The organism is Streptomyces sp. NPDC059224 (genome assembly GCF_042754285.1).
GTDB lineage: Bacteria > Actinomycetota > Actinomycetes > Streptomycetales > Streptomycetaceae > Streptomyces.
Window position 1 is genome coordinate 187,752 of the sequence record NZ_JBHZAN010000005.1, and the last position, 19,937, is coordinate 207,688.

Below are 19,937 nucleotides of genomic sequence, written 5' to 3' on the forward strand. Positions count from 1 at the left end.
ACGGCCGCATCCTTGCGCACGCCCACCTCCGGTGTCCGGGGGTTCCCCCAGTCGGTCGCTCCCCCACCGGTACGGAAGTGGCTTGCGGGGTGTTCAACAAGACCTCACATTTTTCTGCCGGGTGACATGACGAGCGGGACATGACCACACATTCCCACCGCTTGATCTTTACATTTCCGACACAACGCCGAACGCCCCGGCGCTGCCCGGGGGTTGCCACCGGCAAACAGAATGTTGCCGAAATCACTTCCGGAGAGCTTCGGCGAAGATCCGGCAGATGCCGCGAAAGGGACGGCGCTTGAAGATCCCGGGTCGACCGGGTGCGCCCTTCGGAGCCGCCGGCGGGATGCTCGGACGAGGACCGCGCGCCGCCGACACACACCGTACATGGGCAAAACCCCCGCACCGGAGGACGGTCGGCCTGCGGACTCGGCCGCACGCGGGCGAGAACCCGCATGCCGGGAGGCGGTCGGCCGGCGCGGACAGGTGAGGACCGCGCGCCGGGCGGTGGGCTCACGCTCGGGTGAGGGCTGCTCGGCGGCGGTGGCGGGCTACGCGTTCTCGGTTGCCGCAGATTTCGCTGGAGCACCAGCGGCGTCTGCGTCCGCGGGAGGTGTCCAGGTAGACGATGGGGCAGTTGTCGCCCTCGCACTCGCGCACGGCCGCCCGCGCGACGGGGTCGGTGAGCAGTTCCACCGCGTCCCGGGCGACGGCCGCGAGCAGCGCGGCGCACTCGGGCGGGCCCGCCAACTCCCGTACCAGCAACCCGTCCTCGCCGGGTACGGCACGCGGGGCCGGGGGTGCGGCGGCGCGGGCGAGGTCGTTGACGCCGGCGAGCGCGATGTCGTACGACCGGGCCCGCCCTGGGTTCCTGTTGCCGCGCACCAACTGACCCACGTGTTCCCTCAGTTCACGGAACGCGACCAGCCAGTCGGTGTCGGCGTGCGCCAGCGGGGTGCCCGGCGGGACGAGTCCGGAGCCGCTGATCCAGGCCCGCAACGGCGCGAGCGCGTCGAGCCGTTCGCCGGGATGCGTGGTCGCCAGCAGATCCAGGCAGATCCGCCCGGCGTCGAAGCGCAGCTCGTACGGGGCCGTCTCCGTACCCAGTGCCATGTGCCTGCCACCGCCTAGGACAGGAAACCGTGTCCTCTCACAGTGCCCGGCCCGGCGGGCGGCCGGAACCCCCCGTACCCGTGTTCCGCGAGGTTCCCTTCCGGCCCCTGCCCGGCGGGGACGGCGGTGCGTGCGGCGCGGGCCGTCCCCGTCGGGCCCGGATACGCCGGCGGGCCTCGCCCCGGCCGCCCGCGGCCGTGACCCTTTGTCCTGCGAACCCACGGCGAGCCGCCCCAGGGGGGACCCACGGAGGACGGCGGTTCGGAGAGGACGCGGTCCCCTGAACGTCGTACGACGCTCAGCCGCACCGCTCATCACCGGTGGCGAAGAACCGCCGTACGTACTCTCCCGAGAACGGCCCGCTCCCGGGACTCCCGGGACCCTCCTGGACCTTCCGGAGTCCCCGGCCGACGTCTCACACGTCCGCGTACTTGGCGTCCGCCGCCGGGTCCAGGGCCAGCCGGTAGCCCCGCTTGACCACCGTCTGGATCAGCTTCGGCGTGCCCAGGGCCGTACGGAGGCGGGCCATCGCCGTCTCCACCGCGTGTTCGTCGCGCCCGGCCCCCGGCAGGGCCCGCAGGAGTTCGGCGCGGGCCACCACCCAGCCCGGCCGTCGCGACAGCGCGCGCAGCAGGGACATGCCGGCCGGCGGCACCGGCTTCAGCGCGCCGTCGACGAGGACCGCGTGTCCCCGGATCTCCACCCGGTGACCGGCGACCGGCAACGCCCGGGCACGCCCGGGGAGTTCGCGGCAGAGCAGCTGGACGAGCGGCCCGAGACGGAAGCGTTCCGGCTGGACGGTGTCGACGCCGTGAGCCTGGAGCGGGAGCGCGGTGACCGGGCCGACGCAGGCGGGTACGACGTCGTGGCCGAGGGCGGCCAGCAGCTCTCCCCGCAGCCCCCGCGTCTCGGCCCGGGAGAGCAGCGAGGCCGCGGCGGGCGCGCTGGTGAAGGTGATCGCGTCGATCGACCGGGAGACGACGGCGTCCAGGAGCCGGTCCACCGGCCCGAGGTCCTCCGGCGGCATCCACCGGTACACCGGCACCGGCAGCACCTCCGCCCCGGCCGCGCGCAGCGACTCCACGAACCCCGGCAACGGCTCCCCGTGCAGCTGTACGGCGATCCGGCGGCCCTCGACGCCTTCCTCCAGGAGCCGGTCGAGCACCTCGGCCATGGACTCGGAGGACGGCGACCACTGCTCGGTGAGCCCGGCGGCCCGCACCGCCCCCTTGACCTTGGGACCGCGGGCCAGCAGCTCGACCCGGCGCAGCCGGTCCAGCAGCTGCTCGCCGAAGCCCCAGCCGTCGGCGGCCTCGATCCATCCACGGAACCCGATGGCGGTGGTCGCCACGGCCACGTCCGGGGCCTGGTCGATGATCTCCTTCGTGGCGGCGAGCAGGTCGCCGTCGTCGGCGAGCGGCACGATCCGCAGGGCGGGCGCGTGCAGCACGGCGGCGCCCCGCCGCTGGAGCAGCGCCCCGAGCTCGTCTGCCCGGCGCGCGGCCGTGACCCCCACGGTGAATCCCGCGAGAGGGCCGGGCGCGCCGGGTTCCGGCCGCTGCTGTTCCTCGTCCATGGCTGCTCTCCTAGCTGGCCCGCATGCCGGACGAGCCTGTCAACGGCGCGTGACAGGCTCGGTTCGGCTCCGTGTCACCAGTGTTACGTCACACCTCGGCGTAGCTGAGCTGCGCCTTTGCCTCGGTGGCGGTCGCGGGGTGCCCCTCGGGGACGGTCCGGTGAAGGTATACGGCCCAGGTCACGGCGAAGCAGAGGCCGTAGAAGACCAGGAAGGCGACGAAGGCGCCGGTGCCGGAGCCGTAGGACAGGAAGGACTGCCGGAAGGCGAGGTTGATCCCGACGCCGCCGAGCGCGCCGACCGCCCCGATGAGCCCCATGGACGCCCCGGACAGCCGCCGCCCGTGGGCCACCGCCTCCTCCCCGGTGAACCCCTTGGCGAGGGCCTTGGCCTGGAAGATGCCGGGGATCATCTTGTACGTCGACCCGTTGCCGAGCCCGCTGAGCGCGAACAGCACGACGAAGACGGTGACGAAGAAGGGGAGCGACTTGTCGACGCTGGCGACGACGAGGAGCGCGGTCGCGGCGGCCATGCCGACGTAGTTCCACAGGGTGATCTTCGCCCCGCCGTACGTGTCGGCGAGCCGGCCGCCGAAGGGCCGGATGAGGGAGCCGAGCAGCGGGCCGATGAAGGTGAGGTAGGCGGCCTGCAGCGGGGTACGTCCGAACTGGACCTGGAGCACCTGCCCGAAGGCGAACGCGTACCCGATGAACGACCCGAACGTCCCTACGTAGAGGAAGGACATGATCCAGGTGTGCGCGTCCTTGGCCGCGTCGATCGCGGCGCCGGTGTCGTTCCTCACGGTGGCGAGGTTGTCCATGAAGAGCGCGGCGAGGACGGCGGCGGCGAGGATGAGCGGAATGTAGATCGCGAGCAGCACCCGCGGCCCGCCGCCGGCCCCGATGATCGCGAGCGCGACGAGCTGGATGACGGGCACGCCGATGTTGCCGCCGCCGGCGTTGAGTCCGAGCGCCCAGCCCTTCTTCCGCAGCGGGAAGAAGGCGTTGATGTTGGTCATGCTCGATGCGAAGTTGCCACCGCCGATACCGGCCAGCAGCCCGACGAGCAGGAACGTGCCGAAGGACGTCCCCGGCTTCATCACGGCGAAGGCGGCGACCGTGGGGACGAGGAGGAGACCCGCGGAGACGATGGTCCAGTTCCGGCCGCCGAAGAGGGCGACGGCGAAGGTGTACGGCACCCGGACGACCGCGCCGACCAGGGTGACCATCGACGTCAGCAGGAACTTGTCGGCGGGCGTGAGCCCGTACTCCGGGCCCATGAACAGCACCAGCACGGACCACATCGTCCAGATCGAGAACCCGATGTGCTCGGAGAGGACGGAGAAGACCAGATTCCGGCGGGCCACCTTCTCGCCGGTCGCGTTCCAGAACGTCTCGTCCTCCGGATCCCACTCCTGGATCCAGCGGCTGCGTGGGGTAGGGGCAGGGGCTGTCATGACGCCTCCACGGTGCTCCGCGTGCTCGGTCTGTTACGAGTGACTAGGCCACGAAGGTAGGGAGGCGTCGTTTCCGCCCCGTGGCTGCGGGTGACCGGAAGGGAACGTTGCTCTCACCCTGGCGGGAGACCGGGTGAGAGGTCGGGGGCGCGCGACGCACTCAGCGGGAGGCCGCCACTCGGTATCCTCTACCGAACCCCACAGGGAAATGGGAGAGCTTATGCCCGACGCGTCGAGGACACAGGGCTCCGCGGGACAACGCCCTCAGCGCTCTCTCCTCGGGAACACTCTGTTCGGGGTGGGGGCGGTCGTCGTCCTGGCCACGATGACGCTCGGGGCCTTCGCGGGCGTCGCGTTCATGGACGGGTTGACGGACACGTCTCCGTTCACGTCCGTGGTGCCTGACCACGGACACACCGCTCTGGTGGTCGGCGGCATCGGAGCGGGTGGTGTCATCGGACTGACACTCCCGATGATTTTGTTCGGGATGGTGCGGGGCAGTGACCAGGACCCGCCGGTCGGCCCGGGCTCGGCTCTGCTCAAGGTGCTCGCTCTCCTGGTCTTCGGTGTCTATCTCCTGATCGTGTCGGTCATCGCGTCTCAAGTGGGATGGCTCCTGCCTCAGGGTGTCACCACCCTTGTGGCTGTGTTCGCCCTCGGTTTCAGTTGGATGCCGCTGGCCATGGTTCCGTGGGAAAAACTGGGCCTACGAGGGGTCGTGGGAGACCGCCTCGGGTCGCGTCACCGGTCTGATTCACAGCAGGCGGACTGAACGCGCCAATTCGTCGGCGAGACGTCCCAGTTCCTCACCCAATCCCAGCGTCGTCCACAAGAGCCGGCATTCCAGGAGCGTCGGGTAGTCCCGGGGTAGCACGTAATGAGCCACGCCTTCCAGGATCACGCTGCCGCCGATATCGGGCCCGGTCGGTTCGAAGCGATGGACACGCAGTGCCGGCCCCAGAGGGAGTTCGACTCCGGTGAGCACAGGCTGCCCGAAGAAGGGACCTTCCGCGCGGGCCATCTCGGCTCTGAGCACGTCCATGCTCAAGGCCTCCGGAGGCGCCTTCACCTCCCGCACGGTGTAGCTGGCCATGACCTCTCCGGCGGGCGGGGCCAGCAGTGCCGCGCACACCGCGCGTTGGCGTACGGCGGCGCCCCAGTACCACAGCAGATCCTCAGCGAAAGGGCCACACCGCTCCGGGGCGGATGCACCGTCGATGTGCTGTTCGGAGACCTCATGTGCCCATGTTTCCGGGTCCCGGCGCGCCAGATCGAGAACCAGCCAGTTCGCCGACGGAGGCAATACGACCCGACACTCGCGCCAGTTCTCAGCCGTCCCCATGGAGCTCACTTTCCGGTCAGCGCGGCATCGGGGCCTGTCACATCGATGTGCGGGTCATCGCTCCACAACCCGAGGAAGCTGTTGGTGTCGGACGTGGCTCCGATGCCGGTCGCCCCCAGGGCCCAGGCGTTGTAGGACAGGGCTTTCTTGAAGGCATCGGGCGCGCCGATGAAGTCGAGGTCCGAGGAGGACACGTTCCTCATACGGCCGAGTTCGTCCACCATGCCCGGTCCCACATACATGCTGGCCAGGCCGCGCATCCCTGCCGAGTTGTACGCGTTACGGGCCGCGGCCACGTTGTCGCCGACCTTGAACAGATCCCGCCAGTTGCTCCGGACGACACCCAAGTCGTCCACGAAGGAGCCTTTCAGCCCTTTGAACGCGGCGGCGAAGGACACCTCGGGGAGGGCGGCAGCCGGGACCGCGCCCGCGCGCTGGCCGACCATCTCGATCACCAGCGCTCGTCTCGCCGCCGTACCGAGCGTTGGGTTCCAAGCACGGACGTACTGCGTGGCGGCGGTCCATACACGGCTACGCCCGACCGTGGCAGCGAGCTTCGACCCCGCCGAGAAGACACGGCCGATGCCGAAGGTCGCAAGCCCCAGGACGTCCATGGCCACATCGGCCCAGGACCCGTCCCCGTTGATGGCGAGCAACAGGTGACAGGCAAGCGAGATCACAGTCATCACCAGCGCTACGGTCCCGAGGACACCGGCGATCGCCTGCCCAATGACAGGGATCCAGCCGACGAGCAGTGACACCACCCCACACACCGCGGCAATGGCACCCGCGGCATTGGCGGCCCAGGTCAGAGAATCCCGCAGGTCGTCCAACCACGAGTCGTTGAGTCCGTCACCATGAGTCGTGTCGTGAATGCGCTGGGCCGCCTTGTTCCCCGCGGACTCATGGCGGGACTTCACCGCTGCCAGTCTGTCCCGGAGGCCGTCCAGTCCGTCCTGGAGGTCGCTCACCTTTTTATCGAGCTTGTCCTGCCTGCCTTGGTCGGCGCCTTTGGGAAGGTCGTCTGCCTCGGACCGGGCCGCGGAAAGATCATCACGCTGCTGTTCTGCCTGCGTGAGCAGTCGGTCCGCGTCACCCTGGATGCTCTCCAGATCGGTGTAGTACTCCTTGAGGGCCGCACCCGCGTCGGCGTAGCGGTCGTGCGCCTTGCTCACTGTTTGCGCAGTGTCGTTCGCCTTGTCGGCGAACGCGCGTCCCGCGTCGGAGTCCCAGCTGTCCAGATTTCCTAGACGACGGAGAGCCACGACGGTTTCGGAGATGGTCTTCGCCGTGGCCTCGAACCTACGTGAGAGTGCTTCCATCTCGTGGACGTCGCCCGGCACGGGATCACCGCTTTCGCCCAGTGCTTCCCATCTGTGGTCCGCCGGGCGGCTCACTTGTTCTGCCCCTTGCCCACCAGCGCGTTGTACAGCGCCGTGTCCAACTCCGTGTAGGCCTTGCCCGCTTCGTGGGCAAGCTGACCGAGTCCCTGGATCTCCTTGACCATCTTCTTGCGGTTGTCGTCCCAACCGTCGGAGAAGTCCTGCAGTCGCTCATGCAGGACTTTGTGCCCCACCGTACGGCGGTCGTAGAAATCCATGAGTCTGTCGAGCCCCTCGAATTCCGTCGCCACCGACCGCAAGCCCGCCCCGGCAGTACGGAGGTCGTCCGTCGAAACCCTGAGCTTCTCGCTCACACCCGTACCCCTGTCATCTCCTCGTCTCCGTGCCGCCAGCGCAAGGTTGCCGCGACCGCATCGAACAGCTCCACCATGGCGTCCCCGATCGGCTCCAACGGCGTACTGAACGTCAACATCAGCACCTTGTCGCCGCCCGGAACCGGTACGAAGTACTCAACGATCGTGTCCTGGAACTCAGATCCCAGCCGACGTGACTCCTTGGCGCGCTCACGACGCAGCAATCGGGCCGCCCGCCCCGCTGCGGGCAGCATCACCGGTTCGACCTCACCGGATCCGCTGAGTACCGCCACCGCATCGAGACTGTCGAACTTCTCGTCGAGGCAGGACACCAGCAGTGACGCAGAGAGAGGGATTCCTGCCGCTTCCAGGAACGACAGATAGAGCACCAGGCCTCCTCGCTCGGCCCCCGCCTCGGCAGCACCACTGAGCTGGTCTTCCGTCTTGCGGCGCAGTACAGGCTGATCGTCCACCCCGGCGAACTGCCGTCGAATCAGGGCACTGATCGAGGCCGCTCGCCGGTCCGGCTGCTGCAGCGGAACGCGGTACCAGTCCGCGGGCGTGACCAGCCCGAAAGCCGGTGCCTGGCGTACCGCCTGTTCTCCATTGACGTTCGTTCGTTCAGGCACGGCACCCAATGTCTCTCATCGGTTGACGGACTGGATCTCCTGCACCGTGACATCCTGGGTGGCCCCGAAAGCGCCGTCGGGCAGGTCTCCGCCCGGCGTTCCCGTACCTGTCCAGCTGATCTTCCAGGTGATCGTGGCCTTGAGCGGGTACGAACCCGTACCCGATGACCGCAGGTACTTCACCCCACAGGGTGGCGTCTCGTCGGCCTTGCCCTTGGCGTAGGCCTCACCGATGCTGCCGCCCCTGAACTCGCAGACTCCCGAGGCGGGATACGTCACCGCATCCGGGGTACCGGGGTCGATCTTGAGGGAGTACGGGGTGGCGGTGGTCGTCGCGCTGATGCCCAGCACGGGAACCGACGCCGTGACGGAGACCGGCTTGAACTCGGCACCGTCCAGCCAGGCCCAGGTGGGAAGGTTGACCTTCGTCTTGTCGGCAGGGGCCAGGGTCACCTTCGTACTGGGGACCCTGATCTCGTTGTAGGCGAGTTGGGCGAGGATCTCCGGGGTGATCGCCTGAGGTACGTCCGCCGGTGGGGCATCACCCGTGTCCACCCAGAAGATCGGCTTCGTGCAGTCGAGCGCGGCGGGATCTCCCTCGCGGCCCTTCGTGACGTACGAGTCCCACCAATAACCCTTGCCGGCCTTGTCCTTGTTGAAGTCCTTGTAGGGCTTCCCGTTGACGTAGCGGTCGCGCTGCTCCGCATCCCACTCGTAGCCCGTCGAGTCGGCACCCCAGATGGGTGTCAGGTAGGCCTCAAGCGCATCAGGTGAGTACTTGGGCGCGTAGTAACAGGCCGGCGGGGTCCAGGTCGTAGTAGATGTCACCGCGCCGACCGACGACCCGGAGCCGTTCTTGGAAAGATCGTAGACGACGGCGCCGGCGGTCGCGGAAATGTTGCCCTTGCCATCCGAATTCCCAGAGGGCCCCGGGGGAGGACTCCCCTGTCCATCACCCGGCCCGTAGGCCAGTGCCGTTCCCGGGATGCCCGAGAAGCACAGGGCGGACAGCCCGGCGAGCGCGAGAGCCCGCCGCCATCTCCTTACGCGCTGCATGTTTTGTCCCCCCGCTTGGAAATCAGATTGCTGGTCTGCCACACACCCTTGTCGTTCTTCTCAAGACGCGTGTTGTACAGGACGTAAGGGCTCTGGTCCGACGAACTCTTGTCGACCTTGCCGGTCTTACGGTTCTTGTTGAATCCCTTGCTCTCGTCCGAGCAATAGACAACGGATGCGGTCGCCTTGCCGGACATCGTCACCTTGGGTGCGTAATAACGGGTAGTGCCCGTGAACGACATGTTGGCATCCAGATACGCCTGCACCCACGCAACGGCATCACTCAGAGCCTTGTCCCGGTAGTAGAAGGAGAGGCCAGGTGCGCCGGTGTCGCCACGCAGAATGGCGTCGTTCGTCGCGTCGATCCGAGCAGCCGTGTCTGCAAGAACCGCGTCCTTCGTGGCATCGCCCGTCTTCCAGTCCGCGTAGTTGTCCGTGACGTCCGACGGCAACGTGATCTTCGGCCGCCCCGATTCAGCCGCCGAGGACGAAGCACTCGGCGAAGCCGACGCCGACGCCCCCGTGTCCGCTCCCGCGATCTTGTCCTTCGACTTGGCGTTGTCGTCGTCGCCCCCGCCGCACCCGGCAAGGAGCAGTGCGGCGGCCACACCGGCGGCGGCTGTCGTGAGCAGGCGGGAACGGCGGGTCACGGTGGGCTCCTGGTGGGGCGGTTGAGGTCTGCGAAGCAGCGAATACGGTATCGGGATCCATCCGGAACGCACCAGAGCGATTTGCTGCGCCCCGACCGCACGAAACGCGCATGCCGGATGATAGTCAGGCAACTCAACGCCCCCATCACGGCTTTGGTGCCGTCCCGTGACATCACCGCGACCCTGAGTTGGCCCCCGCAAAGGCCTGCCCGCCGGCCCGGACCGCCTGCGGGGACGACAGATCCGCACAGCACTCTTCGCCTCGACCGGGCAGGCACCGTAGCTTCACGTGTGCACAGGGTTGTTGACGGGGCGTACGCGAGGGGGACCTCGTGACGGACGGCCTGACCGTCAGGGTGCCCGTCGGCGGCACCGTCCGCGTCGTGCGCCGTCCGGCCACACCCGCGGCCGCCGTCCCGCCGCCACGTCCTCCACCCATCCGCAGGCCACGACCGCCACCGCCAGCAGGGGCCAGACCGCCACGAACGTCCAGAAGCCGTACGTCGAGTCCAGCAGGGACGCCGCCCGGTCCGACTGCATGAACGGCAGGCCGTAGGCCCTGTCGAGGAGCGGGAACGTCGCCATGATCAGCATGTTGTGCCAGAGGTAGACCGTCACCGCGCGGTTGTTGGCGAGGGTGATCGGTCTGTCCCAGCGGCGCAGACGGCCCGGCAGCTCCCGCCAGGACGGGGAGTACTGGAGCAGCACCACCACGGCCCCGAACGACCAGCAGGCCTGCGCCAGGGGAATGTCGTTCAGGTCCCAGCCCTCGGGGCCCGGGTGACCCGACGCCCACCACAGGCCCGCCGCCATCAGCAGGCAGGACAGCGAGACCGCCGCGTAGCGCGGGACGCGTGCCAGGACCCCCTCATGGTGGGCGAAGCCGAGGATCCAGCAGCCACCGAACACCGCGAAGTCCGTCACCGCGTCGCCCGTCTCGCCGGGGATCGTGACCAGCCCCGTGCCCACCACCGCCGTCAGTGCCAGCGGCGCCAGCACCGTCGGCAGCGGGGCCCTGCGGAACGCCCGCAGGAGGAGCGGGGACAGGAGCACGAACCAGAGGTAGGCGCGCAGGTACCACAGCGGTCCCGCTGCCTGTTCCCCCCAGGTGTCGTCCAGCAACCCCGAGGCCGAGCCCAGGTGTTCGGGGTACGGCGGGGCGCCGACCGGGAGGAAGTAGTGGGCCAGCCGGGCCCAGCCGGCCCAGCCGCCGCCGACGTCGGGGTCCCGCAGCGGGTGCCAGCCGGCCGAGAGCAGCAGCGTCAGCAGGACCACGCTGAAAAGCCACAGCGGCGGCAGGAGCCGGCGGAGCCTGCCCTTGATCACGTTCGCCGCCGGACGGCTCAGGCTGCGGGCCATCAGCGAGCCCGCCAGCGCGAACATCACGCCCATGGAGGGGAAGAGAATGGTCAGCCAGGGCCAGCCGAACAGGTGGTAGACCACCACGCGGAACAGGGCGAAAAAGCGGAGCAGGTCCAGGTAGCGGTCCCGGGCCGGTCCGGGCGTCCGCGTTCCGACGGGTGCGGTCTCGGCCTGAGTCATGCCGGCTGCCTCCCTTTCGCCTGGTCGACGCCGCCGCCCGGTGCCTCCACCACGCCCGTGCGCCGCAGCTTCTGCCAGCGCAGCCGGCCACCGGTGAGGGCCGTGATCCAGGACTGGAGGAGTACGACGTACATCAGCTGGCGGTAGAGGATCTGCTGCAGGGGGAGCGAGACCAGGTGGGTCATGCGTTCGCGGTCCAGGCGGAAGGCGTAGGCGGCGCAGACCGCCTGCACGGCCAGTACGCCGAGCCAGGCGCCGATGGTCTTCTGCGTCGGGCCGAAGACGATGCCGTAGAGGAGGAACGCGTCGATCAGCGGGGCGAGGAGCGGGGCCACCACCGTGAAGAGGGAAACGAGGGGGAGGCCGACCCGGCCGAAACGTCCCGACGGTCCCCGGTCGAGGAGCGCCCCGCGGTGTTTCCAGATCGCCTGCATGGTGCCGTAGGACCAGCGGTAGCGCTGGGACCAGAGCTGGGAGACGGACTCCGGGGCCTCGGTCCAGGCCCGGGCCCGCTCGGCGTACACCACGCGCCAGCCGTCCCGGTGGATGGCCATCGTGATGTCGGTGTCCTCCGCGAGGGTGTCGTCGCTCATGCCGCCGACCCGTTCCAGGGCGGTCCGGCGGAACGCGCCGACCGCGCCGGGGATCGTCGGCATGCAGCGCAGCACGTCGTACATCCGGCGGTCCAGGTTGAAGCCCATCACGTACTCGATGTGCTGCCAGGCGCCGATCAGCGAGTCCCGGTTGCCGACCTTGGCGTTGCCGGCGACCGCGCCGACCCCGGGATCACCGAAGGGCTGGACCAGCTCCCGTACCGTGGCCGGTTCGAAGACCGTGTCGCCGTCCATCATCACGACGATGTCGTGACGGGCGTTGGCCAGGCCCCGGTTGAGGGCGGCGGGCTTGCCCGCGTTCACCTGGCGGATCACCCGGACGTCGGGCAGGCCCAGGTCCTCCACGATTCCCGCCGTGCCGTCCGTCGAACCGTCGTCGACGACGAGGATCTCGATCGGGTGCTCGCTCGCGGTCAGTGAACGGACCGTGTTCTCGATGCACTTGGCCTCGTTGTAGGCGGGGACCAGGACGGAGACCGGCTCCGTCACCGGCCGGCCCCACCGGAAGCCCTTGCGGCGGACCCTGCGGGCGTGCGCGAAGGAGAGCCAGAGCATCAGGGCGAACCGGGCCAGCACCGCCGCGCCGACCACCGTGAGGCCGGCCACCAGCACGTCGGTGACGCCGTCCGCCGCCTGGACCAGGGAGATCCATGCCGTGCCCTGCCAGAGGTCGGGACCGGTGACCGGGGTGTGGGCGCTCGGCGCGTTCAGGGCCTCGGTGAGGTTGCCGAACGTGTAGCCACCGCGCTGGAGTCGCGGTATGAGGCGGTCCAGGGCCTGGACCGTCTGGTGGCGGTCGCCGCCCGAGTCGTGCATCAGGACGATGGCGCCCTTGCCGCCGCGCGGGGTCGCGTTGCGGACGATGGTGTCGACGCCCGGCTTGCGCCAGTCCTCGCTGTCCGTGTTGTTGACGACCGTGATGTAGCCGCGGCTGCCGATGTAGCGCGTCACCGGCCAGGAACGGTTGTCCATCGCGTCGGCGAAGGAGGAGTACGGCGGCCGGAACAGGGACGTCCGGATGCCGGCCGCGCCGGTGATCGCCAGCTGGGTCTGGGACAGCTCCCAGTCGATGCGCCTGTCCGACTGGTATGTCAGGTCGGGGTGGCTGAAGGTGTGCACGCCGACCTCGTGGCCCTCGGCCACCATGCGCCGGACCAGCTGCGGACAGCGCGAGGTCATGGTGCCGGTGACGAAGAAGACGGCGTGCACGTGGTGCTTCTTCAGGACGTCCAGGACCTTCGGGGTCCAGGTCGGATCGGGGCCGTCGTCGAAGGTGAGGACCAGGCGGTGGTCGGGGATGCGCAGGGACGTCGTACGGCCGCCCCGGGTGTCGATGACCGGGCCGCCGTCCAGGATCTTCTCCGGGACCCGGTCGGAGGCGGCCTCGGGGCGGACGCGGTGGTCGGCGAGGATCTCGCTGTGCACGTAGCCGCGCAGCATCAGCATCGCCATCACGGCGACGAGGACCAGCACGGGCAGCGTCAGGCGCATGGACAGGCGGCGGCGCCGGGCCCCGTCGGCGCGCGGTGCGGAGGCGGCCCCGCGACGACGGGAGCGGGCGCCGGAGCGGGTACGGGTGCCGGCGCCGGACCGGGTACGGGTGCCGGTACGGCCGCGGGTGCGGGGCGGCATCACAGGACAGGGGCGGGAGAGGTGCCGGTCCGCGGGGCCGCGCCCTGCGCGACCGGGCCGCCGGTCGGGGCGGCCGACTCGCTGGGCGAGGGCGGCGCCGACGACGCGGGCGGGGCCGGGGACTGCGACGCGGGTACGGAGGCGGACGGCGAGGGTGCCACGGACGACGACGCGGGCTTCGGCGGGGCGCCCGTCGTCCCGGCGGACGACGTCGGCCGCGCGGACGCCGACACGCTCGGCCGGCCGGCTCCCTTCTTCCCCGCCCCGGGCGACGGGGAGGAGACGCGGCCCGACGGGGTGGCACCGGCACCGCTCACGGCGGGGCCGGCCACCGGCCCGCCGTCCCCCGGTGCCGGGACGGACCGCGCGGGCCGCGGCGAGTCGTCGACCGTGCCGGCCGGGCGGTCGTGGTGCTGGCCGGGCACCGGCAGCCAGGGCGCGTCGGAACTGCCCGACAGCAGGGTGACGACGATGACCACCGCGTAGACCGCGCAGGCGAGGCCGACGGCCATCCCGATCCTGCGGAACCGGCGGCTGCGGCGTCCCGACTCGTCGACGAAGACCGGCACGTCGGAGGCCTCCGCCGCACCGGTCGGACGTATCCGCACCACACCGACGTCGTCCGGGCCGGGCGCCGCCCGGTCCGGGCCCCGGCCGGTGAACGGGTCCCGGCCGGTGAACGGGTCCCGCACACCGGCCGGGCCCCCACGCGACATGTCGGCGGGGACCACGCCCCACGGATCCCGCAGCGCGCCGACCGGCAGCACCTCGGTCGCCGCGGTCGCCTCGCTCAGGCCGGCCGCCCCGCTGAAGCCCGCCGCCTCGCTCGGGCCGGCCGCCCCGGAGCCGTCGGCGGGCCGGGGTGCCGCCTCCGGTGGGTCTCCTCCCGTCAGCGGCACATCCCGGGCGTCCAGAGCCACTCGCGGCAACTCGGGTTGGGTCTCTTCTCGCCAATTCTTCACGCGCGCGTATCCCCCCACGGGACTGTTCCGGGCGCGCTGACGAACCCGAGCACACGTCATCGGATCCGGACCCCCACCCGTATCCGAACGCCCCCTTCTAGCTCTTCGCGCTCGGGGCCACGAAGCTAGCGCACGGGGCGAAGCGGTGTTTCCGATGTGTCATTTGTGGTCGTCCATCACCTCTTGATCACTGGCTGGAATCCATCCGTCGGACGGCCGCTGAAGCCAGCCCTCCGCGCGGGCGATCTCCGCGGCCGCCCGCCGCAGCGCGTCCACTCCTGGATGGACCAGCCCCTTTCGCCACACGAGCGACACCGGCGACAAAGGGACGGGATCGACGAGGGGCCGCGCGACCGTTCCAGGTATGGCCGGAAACCCCACTACCGCGAGGATCGGATTCCGGTTCTTGGCCATGATGCGCTCGAACTCCTCCTCGCCGACGGCCAGCGGCAGCGGCGGCGCGACCGCGACATCGCGCCCTTCGAAGAGACAGAAGGCCAGGTCAGTCCATTCCAGCGTGCGCTCGTTCCCCGCGCCGGCGTACACCGTCTCGCCCGCCAGCGCGGCCAGCGGCACCTCCGCCAGGCCCGCGAGCCGGTGATCGGAGGGGAGAATTACGGCCATGCGTTCGAACCTGACGGGCTGTTGTTCGAGCCCGGAGCGCAGCGCCGGATCCAGTCCCGCGAACCGCCCGAAGGACGCGTCGAGCCGCCCGGCGAGGAGGTCGGCCGCCGCTCCGGTCAGCCCGCTCTCGTAGCGGGCCATCAGTTCGCCGTCGGGAGCGAGTTCGCGGGCCCGGTACAGCACCCGGCGGCCGGTCTCCAGACCGGGCGAGTTCAGGTCCACCAGCAGCGGCCGTGCCTGCCCGAACGCGGCGAGCAGCGCGTCCTGGGCGGCCAGCGCCCGGCGGGCGTAGGGCAGCAGCCGGGCACCGTCGGCGGTCAGGGCGACCTGCCGGGTGGTGCGCAGGAACAGCTCGGCACCCAACTCCCGCTCCAGTCGCCGCACGTCACGACTCAGGGCCTGCTGGGTGACGTACAGCCGGGTGGCGGCGCGGGTGAAGTGCAGTTCCTCGGCGACGGTGACGAAGACCCGCAGCAACCGGGGATCGATGTGGGTGGGCGCTGACATCACGCGAACTTACAACACAGGTGCGTGAATCGGCACCGAGCAGGTGTTGGACCCCTTGATCGGCTCTGCGCGACGGTGAGGGACATGCCGCATCCGACCGAACCGGCTCCCCCGGGGCCCCGCCCGCACCTCCTCCACACCGTCACCGCCGACACCCTCGTCACCGTCGACCTCAGTCCGCGCACCGGCACCCGCAACCGCTCACGCCCGCCCGGTCCCTACCGCCGCCTCTTCGCCCTCCCCGGCACCCGCGCCTTCACCGCCGGGAATCTGCTGGCCCGGCTGCCCATGGGCATGTTCAGCGTCAGCGCGGTCGTGATGATCGCCGGCGCCCGAGGCTCGTACGCCCTCGCCGGCGCCGTCACCGCGACCGGTCTGGCCGCGACCGGGGTGGCCGGGCCGTGGGTGGCACGGCTCGTCGACCGGTACGGCCAGGCGCGGGTCGCCCTGCCCGCCACCGTCACCGCGGTGCTCGGCAGCCTCGCCCTGCTGCTGTGCGTCCGCTTCGGCGCCCCGGACTGGACCCTGTTCGCCGCCTACGCGGCCACCGCCACCACTCCCAACCTCGGCGGCATGTCCCGCGCCCGCTGGGCCCACCTGCTGCGGTCGGACCCGGACGCCCTGCACACCGCGAACTCCTTCGAACAGGCCGCCGACGAACTGTGCTTCATGCTCGGGCCGGTACTGGCTGCCTTCCTGACCGGCACGTTCTTCCCGGAGGCGGGCACGCTGGCCGGCGCGGTCCTGCTGCTGTCCGGCATGCTGCTGTTCACCGCCCAGCGGGCCACCGAACCACCGCCCCGGCCCGTCCACGCCGGGAAGGGACCCCTGTTCATCCCCTCCCTCCTGGCCTGCTTCGTCGCCACCGGTGCGGTGTTCGGCTCGATGGAGGTCGTCACGATCGCCTACGCCGACGCCCAGGGCCACCGTTCGGCGGCCGGTGCGGTCCTCGCCCTCCAGGCGGCCGGCTCCTGCGCGGCGGGGCTGGTGTACGGGGCGCTCAGGCCGACCGGACCGGCCGGACGGCGGCTGCCGGTCTGCCTGTCGTCGATGGCGGCCCTGATGTTCCTCCCCCTGCTCGCGGCCCGCACCGCCGGCAGCCTCTGGGCGCTGGCGGCCGCCCTGCTGGTGGCCGGCATGGCGACCGCGCCGACCATGGTGACCGCGATGACCCTGGTCCAGGACCGCACGCCCGAGGGCCGTCTCAACGAGGGGATGAGCCTGGTGGTGACCGCTCTGCTGACCGGCGTCGCGGCCGGCTCGGCGGCCGGCGGCTGGGCGGCGGAACACGTCTCTCCGACGGCCGCCTTCGCCGCCCCGGCCTCGGCGGCCGTCACCGCCCTTCTCGTCCACACGGCCAGCCGCATGGCCGGTGCGGTGAGTCGAACCGCTTCCCTCAATTCCCGCCGCACCCATTGACGACCACCCGGCCCGCACCTACCTTCCATCGTCGAAGCGCTTCGACGTCTCGCATCGAACCGATTCGACGCGGGATCAGCACCATCCATCCGACTCCCCCGGAGGTACTGGATGTCGACGGCACGACGACGGACGGCGGCCGCGGCGGTGATCCTCTCCGGATCACTGCTGCTGGCCTCCTGCGGCGGCTCGGGCGGCAGCACGTCCGACGGGAAGACCCTGCGGCTGTGGCACTACGAGGGCCCGACCAGCGCGATGGGCGTCGCCTGGAACGAGGCCATCAAGGAGTTCGAGGCGTCCCACCCGGACGTGAAGGTGAAGTACGAGGAGAAGAGCTTCGAGCAGATCCAGAAGACCGCGCAGATGGTCCTGAACTCCTCCGACGCCCCCGACATCATGGAGTACAACAAGGGCAACGCGACGGCGGGACTCCTCTCCAGGCAGGGACTCCTCACCGATCTGACCGCCGAGGCGACGAAGCGCGGCTGGGACAAGAAGCTCAGCGCGGGCGTGCGCACCACCAGCCAGTACGACGCCGACGGCGTCATGGGCTCGGGCAAGTGGTACGGAGTACCCAACTACGCCGAGTACACGATGGTTTACTACAACAAGGACCTGTTCGAGAAGTACGGGATCGCCGAGCCGAAGACGTTCGACGACCTGACGGCGGCGATGGACGAGTTCGCCGCGCACAAGGTCACCCCGCTCGCCAACGCGGGCTCCGAGTACCTGGCCCAGCAGTACCTGTACCAGCTGGCCCTGTCGAAGGCCGACCGCTCGTGGGTCGACGCCTACGAGCTGTACCAGGGCAAGGTCGACTTCCATGACAGCGCCTGGACGTACGCCGCTGACACCTTCGCCGACTGGGTGAAGAAGGGATACATCGCGAAGACGTCCAGCGGTACCACCGCCGAGCAGGCCGGGGTCTCCTTCATCCAGGGCAAGGCACCGATCCTGTTCTCCGGCAGCTGGTGGTACGGCCGCTTCCAGTCCGAGGCCTCGTTCGACTGGGGCAGCCTGCTGTGGCCCGGCTCGGACCTCACCCTCGGCTCCGGCGGAAACCTCTGGGTGGTCCCGAAGAACTCAAAGAACAAGGATCTCGCCTACGACTTCATCGACATCACCATGTCGAAGAAGATCCAGAACCTGCTCGGCAACAAGGGCGGAGTCCCGGTCGCGGCCGACCCGAGCGCGATCACGGACGCCAGGTCCAAGCAGCTCATCGCCGACTTCAACACCCTGTCCGGCCGCGACGGCCTCGCCTTCTACCCGGACTGGCCGGTCGCCGGCTTCTACGACACCCTCGTCTCCGAGACCCAGAAGCTGATCACCGGGAGCGAGAAACCCGACGCCTACCTGAGCAACCTCCAGACGGCGTACGACAAGGGCACCAAGTGAGGGTGCGCCGGGACTCCTACGCCCTCTTCCTCCTCCCCGGCGCCCTCGCCTTCCTCGCGGTCGTCGTCGTCCCGTTCCTGATGAACACGGGCACGGGTTTCACCGACTGGCAGGGCGTGGGCGGCCCGCACTGGTCGGGGCTCGCCAACTACCGTGAGCTGCTGCACGATTCCGAGTTCTGGGCGTCCTTCCGGCACAGCCTCTTCATGGTCGTCGCGATGGCCCTGCTTCCGACGGCCCTCGGACTGGTCCTGGCCGCCGCCCTGTTCGACTACGTCGGCAAGCACTTCGGCACCCGGACCGCCGCCGTCCTGCGCGCCTGCTTCTACCTCCCCCAGGTGCTGCCGGTGGCGGTGGCCGGCGTCGTCTGGAGCTGGATCCTGGCCCCGGACGACGGCGCCCTCAACGCCCTGCTGAAGGCGATCGGGCTCGGCTCCTGGCAGCGGGACTGGCTCGGCGACCCGGACCTCGCCCTCTACAGCGTGATGGGCGTGCTGGTCTGGGTGCAGATCGGCTTTCCGCTGGTCGTCTTCATGGCCGGGCTCGCACGCGTCGACCCGCAGCTGTACGAGGCGGCCGAGCTGGACGGCGCCGGCTGGTGGCGGCGCTTCGGGCACATCACGCTGCCGCAGCTCGGGCCCGAGGTGTACGTCGTCCTGACCTGGTGCACGATCGCCGCGCTCAAGGTCTTCGGCGCGGTGTACGTGCTGACCAAGGGCGGCCCGGGCGGCGCCACCGACGTGCCCTCCTACTTCTCCTTCACCACGTTCTTCGAGAAGACCCAGGTCGGCTACGGCTCGGCGATCTCCACGGTCCTCACGGTGATCATCCTGGCCCTGGCCCTGACCGGTCTGAAGCTGCAGGACCGCACCGCGGACGGAGAGCCCTGAATGACCGCGCTACGCCGTTACCCCGTCCTCCTCGCCCTCTGCCTCGGCGCGCTCTTCATGATCGTCCCGTTCCTGATCGTGACGATGAACGCGGTCAAGTCCCCGGCGGAGTACGCGCAGAACGGGCCGCTGAGCCTCCCGCACGGCCTCTACCTGGACGGCCTGGAGGACTTCTGGCAGCGGGTCGACTACAGCCGGAAGCTGGTGAACTCGGTGCTCATCAGCGGCTCGGTCGCCGTGCTCGCCACCGCCCTGTCCCTCCTCAACGCGTACGCGATCGGCATCGGCCGGGTCCGGGGCCGCACCTGGGTGCTCGCCTTCTTCGTCCTCGCCAACATGCTGCCGCAGGAGGCGCTGGTCTATCCGCTCTACTACCTGAGCAAGCAGGCGGGTCTGTACGACACCAGGCTCAGCGTGATCATCGTGTTCACGGTGCTCCAGTCGGCGTTCGGCACGTATCTGCTCTCCGCCGTCCTCGGCCGGTTCCCGCGCGAGATCGTAGAGGCGGCCCGGATCGACGGCGCGAACAAGTGGCAGATCCTGGTCCGGATCGTCGTCCCCGTCAGCCGTCCGACCCTCGGCGTGCTCCTGGTCTTCTTCTTCATCTGGACCTGGAACGAGTTCCTGCTCCCGCTGGTCATGCTGATCTCCAACGACAACCAGACGGTGTCCGTCGCCCTCGGCGTCCTCCAGGGCCAGCGCCTGATGGACGCCACGATGACCAACGCGGCCGCCCTGCTCGGCGTCCTCCCGGCCATCGTCTTCTTCCTCGTCTTCCAGCACACGCTCACCCGCGGCATCGCCGTGGGCGCCGTCAAGTAGGAGGTACGT

At 69.9% G+C, this 19,937-nt stretch carries 18 protein-coding genes; 5 read left to right on the plus strand and 13 right to left on the minus strand.

Annotation, left to right across the window (positions count from 1 at the left end):
* Nucleotides 1-513: 513 nt before the first annotated feature.
* From ACFXI4_RS07360 to ACFXI4_RS07370, 3 genes are all read right to left on the minus strand, one after another.
* Nucleotides 514-1,113 (minus strand): CGNR zinc finger domain-containing protein, encoded by a 600-nt coding sequence (locus tag ACFXI4_RS07360; protein WP_384988772.1) that lies wholly within the window; start codon nucleotides 1,111-1,113, stop codon nucleotides 514-516.
* 415 nt (nucleotides 1,114-1,528) lie between these two features.
* Nucleotides 1,529-2,689: a uroporphyrinogen-III synthase gene (locus ACFXI4_RS07365; RefSeq protein WP_384988773.1), complete on the minus strand. Its 1,161-nt coding sequence runs from the start codon at nucleotides 2,687-2,689 to the stop codon at nucleotides 1,529-1,531.
* A gap of 88 nt (nucleotides 2,690-2,777) precedes the next feature.
* A complete protein-coding gene (locus tag ACFXI4_RS07370) occupies nucleotides 2,778-4,145 on the minus strand; it encodes a nitrate/nitrite transporter (RefSeq protein ID WP_384988774.1) in 1,368 nt (455 codons plus the stop codon).
* A gap of 298 nt (nucleotides 4,146-4,443) precedes the next feature.
* On the opposite strand from ACFXI4_RS07370, the gene ACFXI4_RS07375 reads away from it, so the two are divergent.
* On the plus strand, nucleotides 4,444-4,917 hold the full coding sequence (locus ACFXI4_RS07375) for a hypothetical protein (protein ID WP_384988775.1): 474 nt from the start codon (nucleotides 4,444-4,446) through the stop codon (nucleotides 4,915-4,917).
* Here ACFXI4_RS07375 and ACFXI4_RS07380 read toward each other — a convergent pair.
* The 10 genes from ACFXI4_RS07380 to ACFXI4_RS07425 form a co-directional block, all read right to left on the minus strand.
* A complete protein-coding gene (locus tag ACFXI4_RS07380; RefSeq protein WP_384988776.1) occupies nucleotides 4,900-5,487 on the minus strand; it encodes a hypothetical protein in 588 nt (195 codons plus the stop codon). The genes ACFXI4_RS07375 and ACFXI4_RS07380 overlap by 18 nt on opposite strands.
* Before the next feature lie 5 nt (nucleotides 5,488-5,492).
* A complete protein-coding gene (locus ACFXI4_RS07385; RefSeq protein WP_384988777.1) occupies nucleotides 5,493-6,884 on the minus strand; it encodes a hypothetical protein in 1,392 nt (463 codons plus the stop codon).
* Nucleotides 6,881-7,183 (minus strand): hypothetical protein, encoded by a 303-nt coding sequence (locus tag ACFXI4_RS07390; protein ID WP_362718097.1) that lies wholly within the window; start codon nucleotides 7,181-7,183, stop codon nucleotides 6,881-6,883. The genes ACFXI4_RS07385 and ACFXI4_RS07390 overlap by 4 nt, the downstream gene beginning before the upstream one ends.
* On the minus strand, nucleotides 7,180-7,812 hold the full coding sequence (locus tag ACFXI4_RS07395; protein WP_384988778.1) for a hypothetical protein: 633 nt from the start codon (nucleotides 7,810-7,812) through the stop codon (nucleotides 7,180-7,182). Before ACFXI4_RS07395 ends, ACFXI4_RS07390 begins: the two co-directional genes overlap by 4 nt.
* A 15-nt stretch (nucleotides 7,813-7,827) precedes the next feature.
* Nucleotides 7,828-8,868 carry a hypothetical protein gene (locus tag ACFXI4_RS07400; RefSeq protein ID WP_384988779.1) on the minus strand — a complete coding sequence of 347 codons (1,041 nt, stop codon included), beginning with the start codon at nucleotides 8,866-8,868 and terminating at the stop codon, nucleotides 7,828-7,830.
* Nucleotides 8,856-9,518, minus strand: coding sequence for a hypothetical protein (locus tag ACFXI4_RS07405; RefSeq protein ID WP_384988780.1), 663 nt, complete (start codon nucleotides 9,516-9,518; stop codon nucleotides 8,856-8,858). The genes ACFXI4_RS07400 and ACFXI4_RS07405 overlap by 13 nt, the downstream gene beginning before the upstream one ends.
* A gap of 351 nt (nucleotides 9,519-9,869) precedes the next feature.
* On the minus strand, nucleotides 9,870-11,060 hold the full coding sequence (locus ACFXI4_RS07410; protein WP_384988781.1) for an acyltransferase: 1,191 nt from the start codon (nucleotides 11,058-11,060) through the stop codon (nucleotides 9,870-9,872).
* The gene (locus ACFXI4_RS07415; RefSeq protein WP_384988782.1) at nucleotides 11,057-13,306 is read right to left on the minus strand and encodes a bifunctional polysaccharide deacetylase/glycosyltransferase family 2 protein; all 2,250 of its coding nucleotides are present in this window, start codon (nucleotides 13,304-13,306) and stop codon (nucleotides 11,057-11,059) included. Before ACFXI4_RS07415 ends, ACFXI4_RS07410 begins: the two co-directional genes overlap by 4 nt.
* Nucleotides 13,306-14,226 carry a hypothetical protein gene (locus tag ACFXI4_RS07420; RefSeq protein ID WP_384988783.1) on the minus strand — a complete coding sequence of 307 codons (921 nt, stop codon included), beginning with the start codon at nucleotides 14,224-14,226 and terminating at the stop codon, nucleotides 13,306-13,308. The genes ACFXI4_RS07415 and ACFXI4_RS07420 overlap by 1 nt, the downstream gene beginning before the upstream one ends.
* Nucleotides 14,227-14,427: 201 nt before the next feature.
* The gene (locus ACFXI4_RS07425; protein ID WP_384988784.1) at nucleotides 14,428-15,399 is read right to left on the minus strand and encodes a LysR family transcriptional regulator; all 972 of its coding nucleotides are present in this window, start codon (nucleotides 15,397-15,399) and stop codon (nucleotides 14,428-14,430) included.
* 84 nt (nucleotides 15,400-15,483) lie between these two features.
* Here ACFXI4_RS07425 and ACFXI4_RS07430 point away from each other — a divergent pair, with 84 nt between their 5' ends.
* The 4 genes from ACFXI4_RS07430 (at nucleotide 15,484) to ACFXI4_RS07445 (ending at nucleotide 19,928) form a co-directional block, all read left to right on the plus strand.
* Nucleotides 15,484-16,818 carry an MFS transporter gene (locus ACFXI4_RS07430; protein ID WP_384988785.1) on the plus strand — a complete coding sequence of 445 codons (1,335 nt, stop codon included), beginning with the start codon at nucleotides 15,484-15,486 and terminating at the stop codon, nucleotides 16,816-16,818.
* A gap of 111 nt (nucleotides 16,819-16,929) precedes the next feature.
* Nucleotides 16,930-18,216: an ABC transporter substrate-binding protein gene (locus ACFXI4_RS07435; RefSeq protein ID WP_384988786.1), complete on the plus strand. Its 1,287-nt coding sequence runs from the start codon at nucleotides 16,930-16,932 to the stop codon at nucleotides 18,214-18,216.
* Nucleotides 18,213-19,106: a carbohydrate ABC transporter permease gene (locus ACFXI4_RS07440; RefSeq protein WP_384988787.1), complete on the plus strand. Its 894-nt coding sequence runs from the start codon at nucleotides 18,213-18,215 to the stop codon at nucleotides 19,104-19,106. Before ACFXI4_RS07435 ends, ACFXI4_RS07440 begins: the two co-directional genes overlap by 4 nt.
* Entirely contained in the window at nucleotides 19,107-19,928 is an 822-nt protein-coding gene (locus ACFXI4_RS07445) for a carbohydrate ABC transporter permease (RefSeq protein WP_384988788.1), read from the plus strand.
* Nucleotides 19,929-19,937 lie beyond the last annotated feature (9 nt).

Coding starts and splice junctions, on each gene's coding strand:
- ACFXI4_RS07360 (WP_384988772.1), bottom strand. CDS start 1,113: ATGGCACTGGGTACGGAGACGGCCCCGTACGAGCTGCGCTTCGACGCC.
- ACFXI4_RS07365 (WP_384988773.1), bottom strand. CDS start 2,689: ATGGACGAGGAACAGCAGCGGCCGGAACCCGGCGCGCCCGGCCCTCTC.
- ACFXI4_RS07370 (WP_384988774.1), bottom strand. CDS start 4,145: ATGACAGCCCCTGCCCCTACCCCACGCAGCCGCTGGATCCAGGAGTGG.
- ACFXI4_RS07380 (WP_384988776.1), bottom strand. CDS start 5,487: ATGGGGACGGCTGAGAACTGGCGCGAGTGTCGGGTCGTATTGCCTCCG.
- ACFXI4_RS07400 (WP_384988779.1), bottom strand. CDS start 8,868: ATGCAGCGCGTAAGGAGATGGCGGCGGGCTCTCGCGCTCGCCGGGCTG.
- ACFXI4_RS07410 (WP_384988781.1), bottom strand. CDS start 11,060: ATGACTCAGGCCGAGACCGCACCCGTCGGAACGCGGACGCCCGGACCG.
- ACFXI4_RS07415 (WP_384988782.1), bottom strand. CDS start 13,306: ATGCCGCCCCGCACCCGCGGCCGTACCGGCACCCGTACCCGGTCCGGC.
- ACFXI4_RS07425 (WP_384988784.1), bottom strand. CDS start 15,399: ATGTCAGCGCCCACCCACATCGATCCCCGGTTGCTGCGGGTCTTCGTC.
- ACFXI4_RS07430 (WP_384988785.1), top strand. CDS start 15,484: ATGCCGCATCCGACCGAACCGGCTCCCCCGGGGCCCCGCCCGCACCTC.
- ACFXI4_RS07435 (WP_384988786.1), top strand. CDS start 16,930: ATGTCGACGGCACGACGACGGACGGCGGCCGCGGCGGTGATCCTCTCC.
- ACFXI4_RS07445 (WP_384988788.1), top strand. CDS start 19,107: ATGACCGCGCTACGCCGTTACCCCGTCCTCCTCGCCCTCTGCCTCGGC.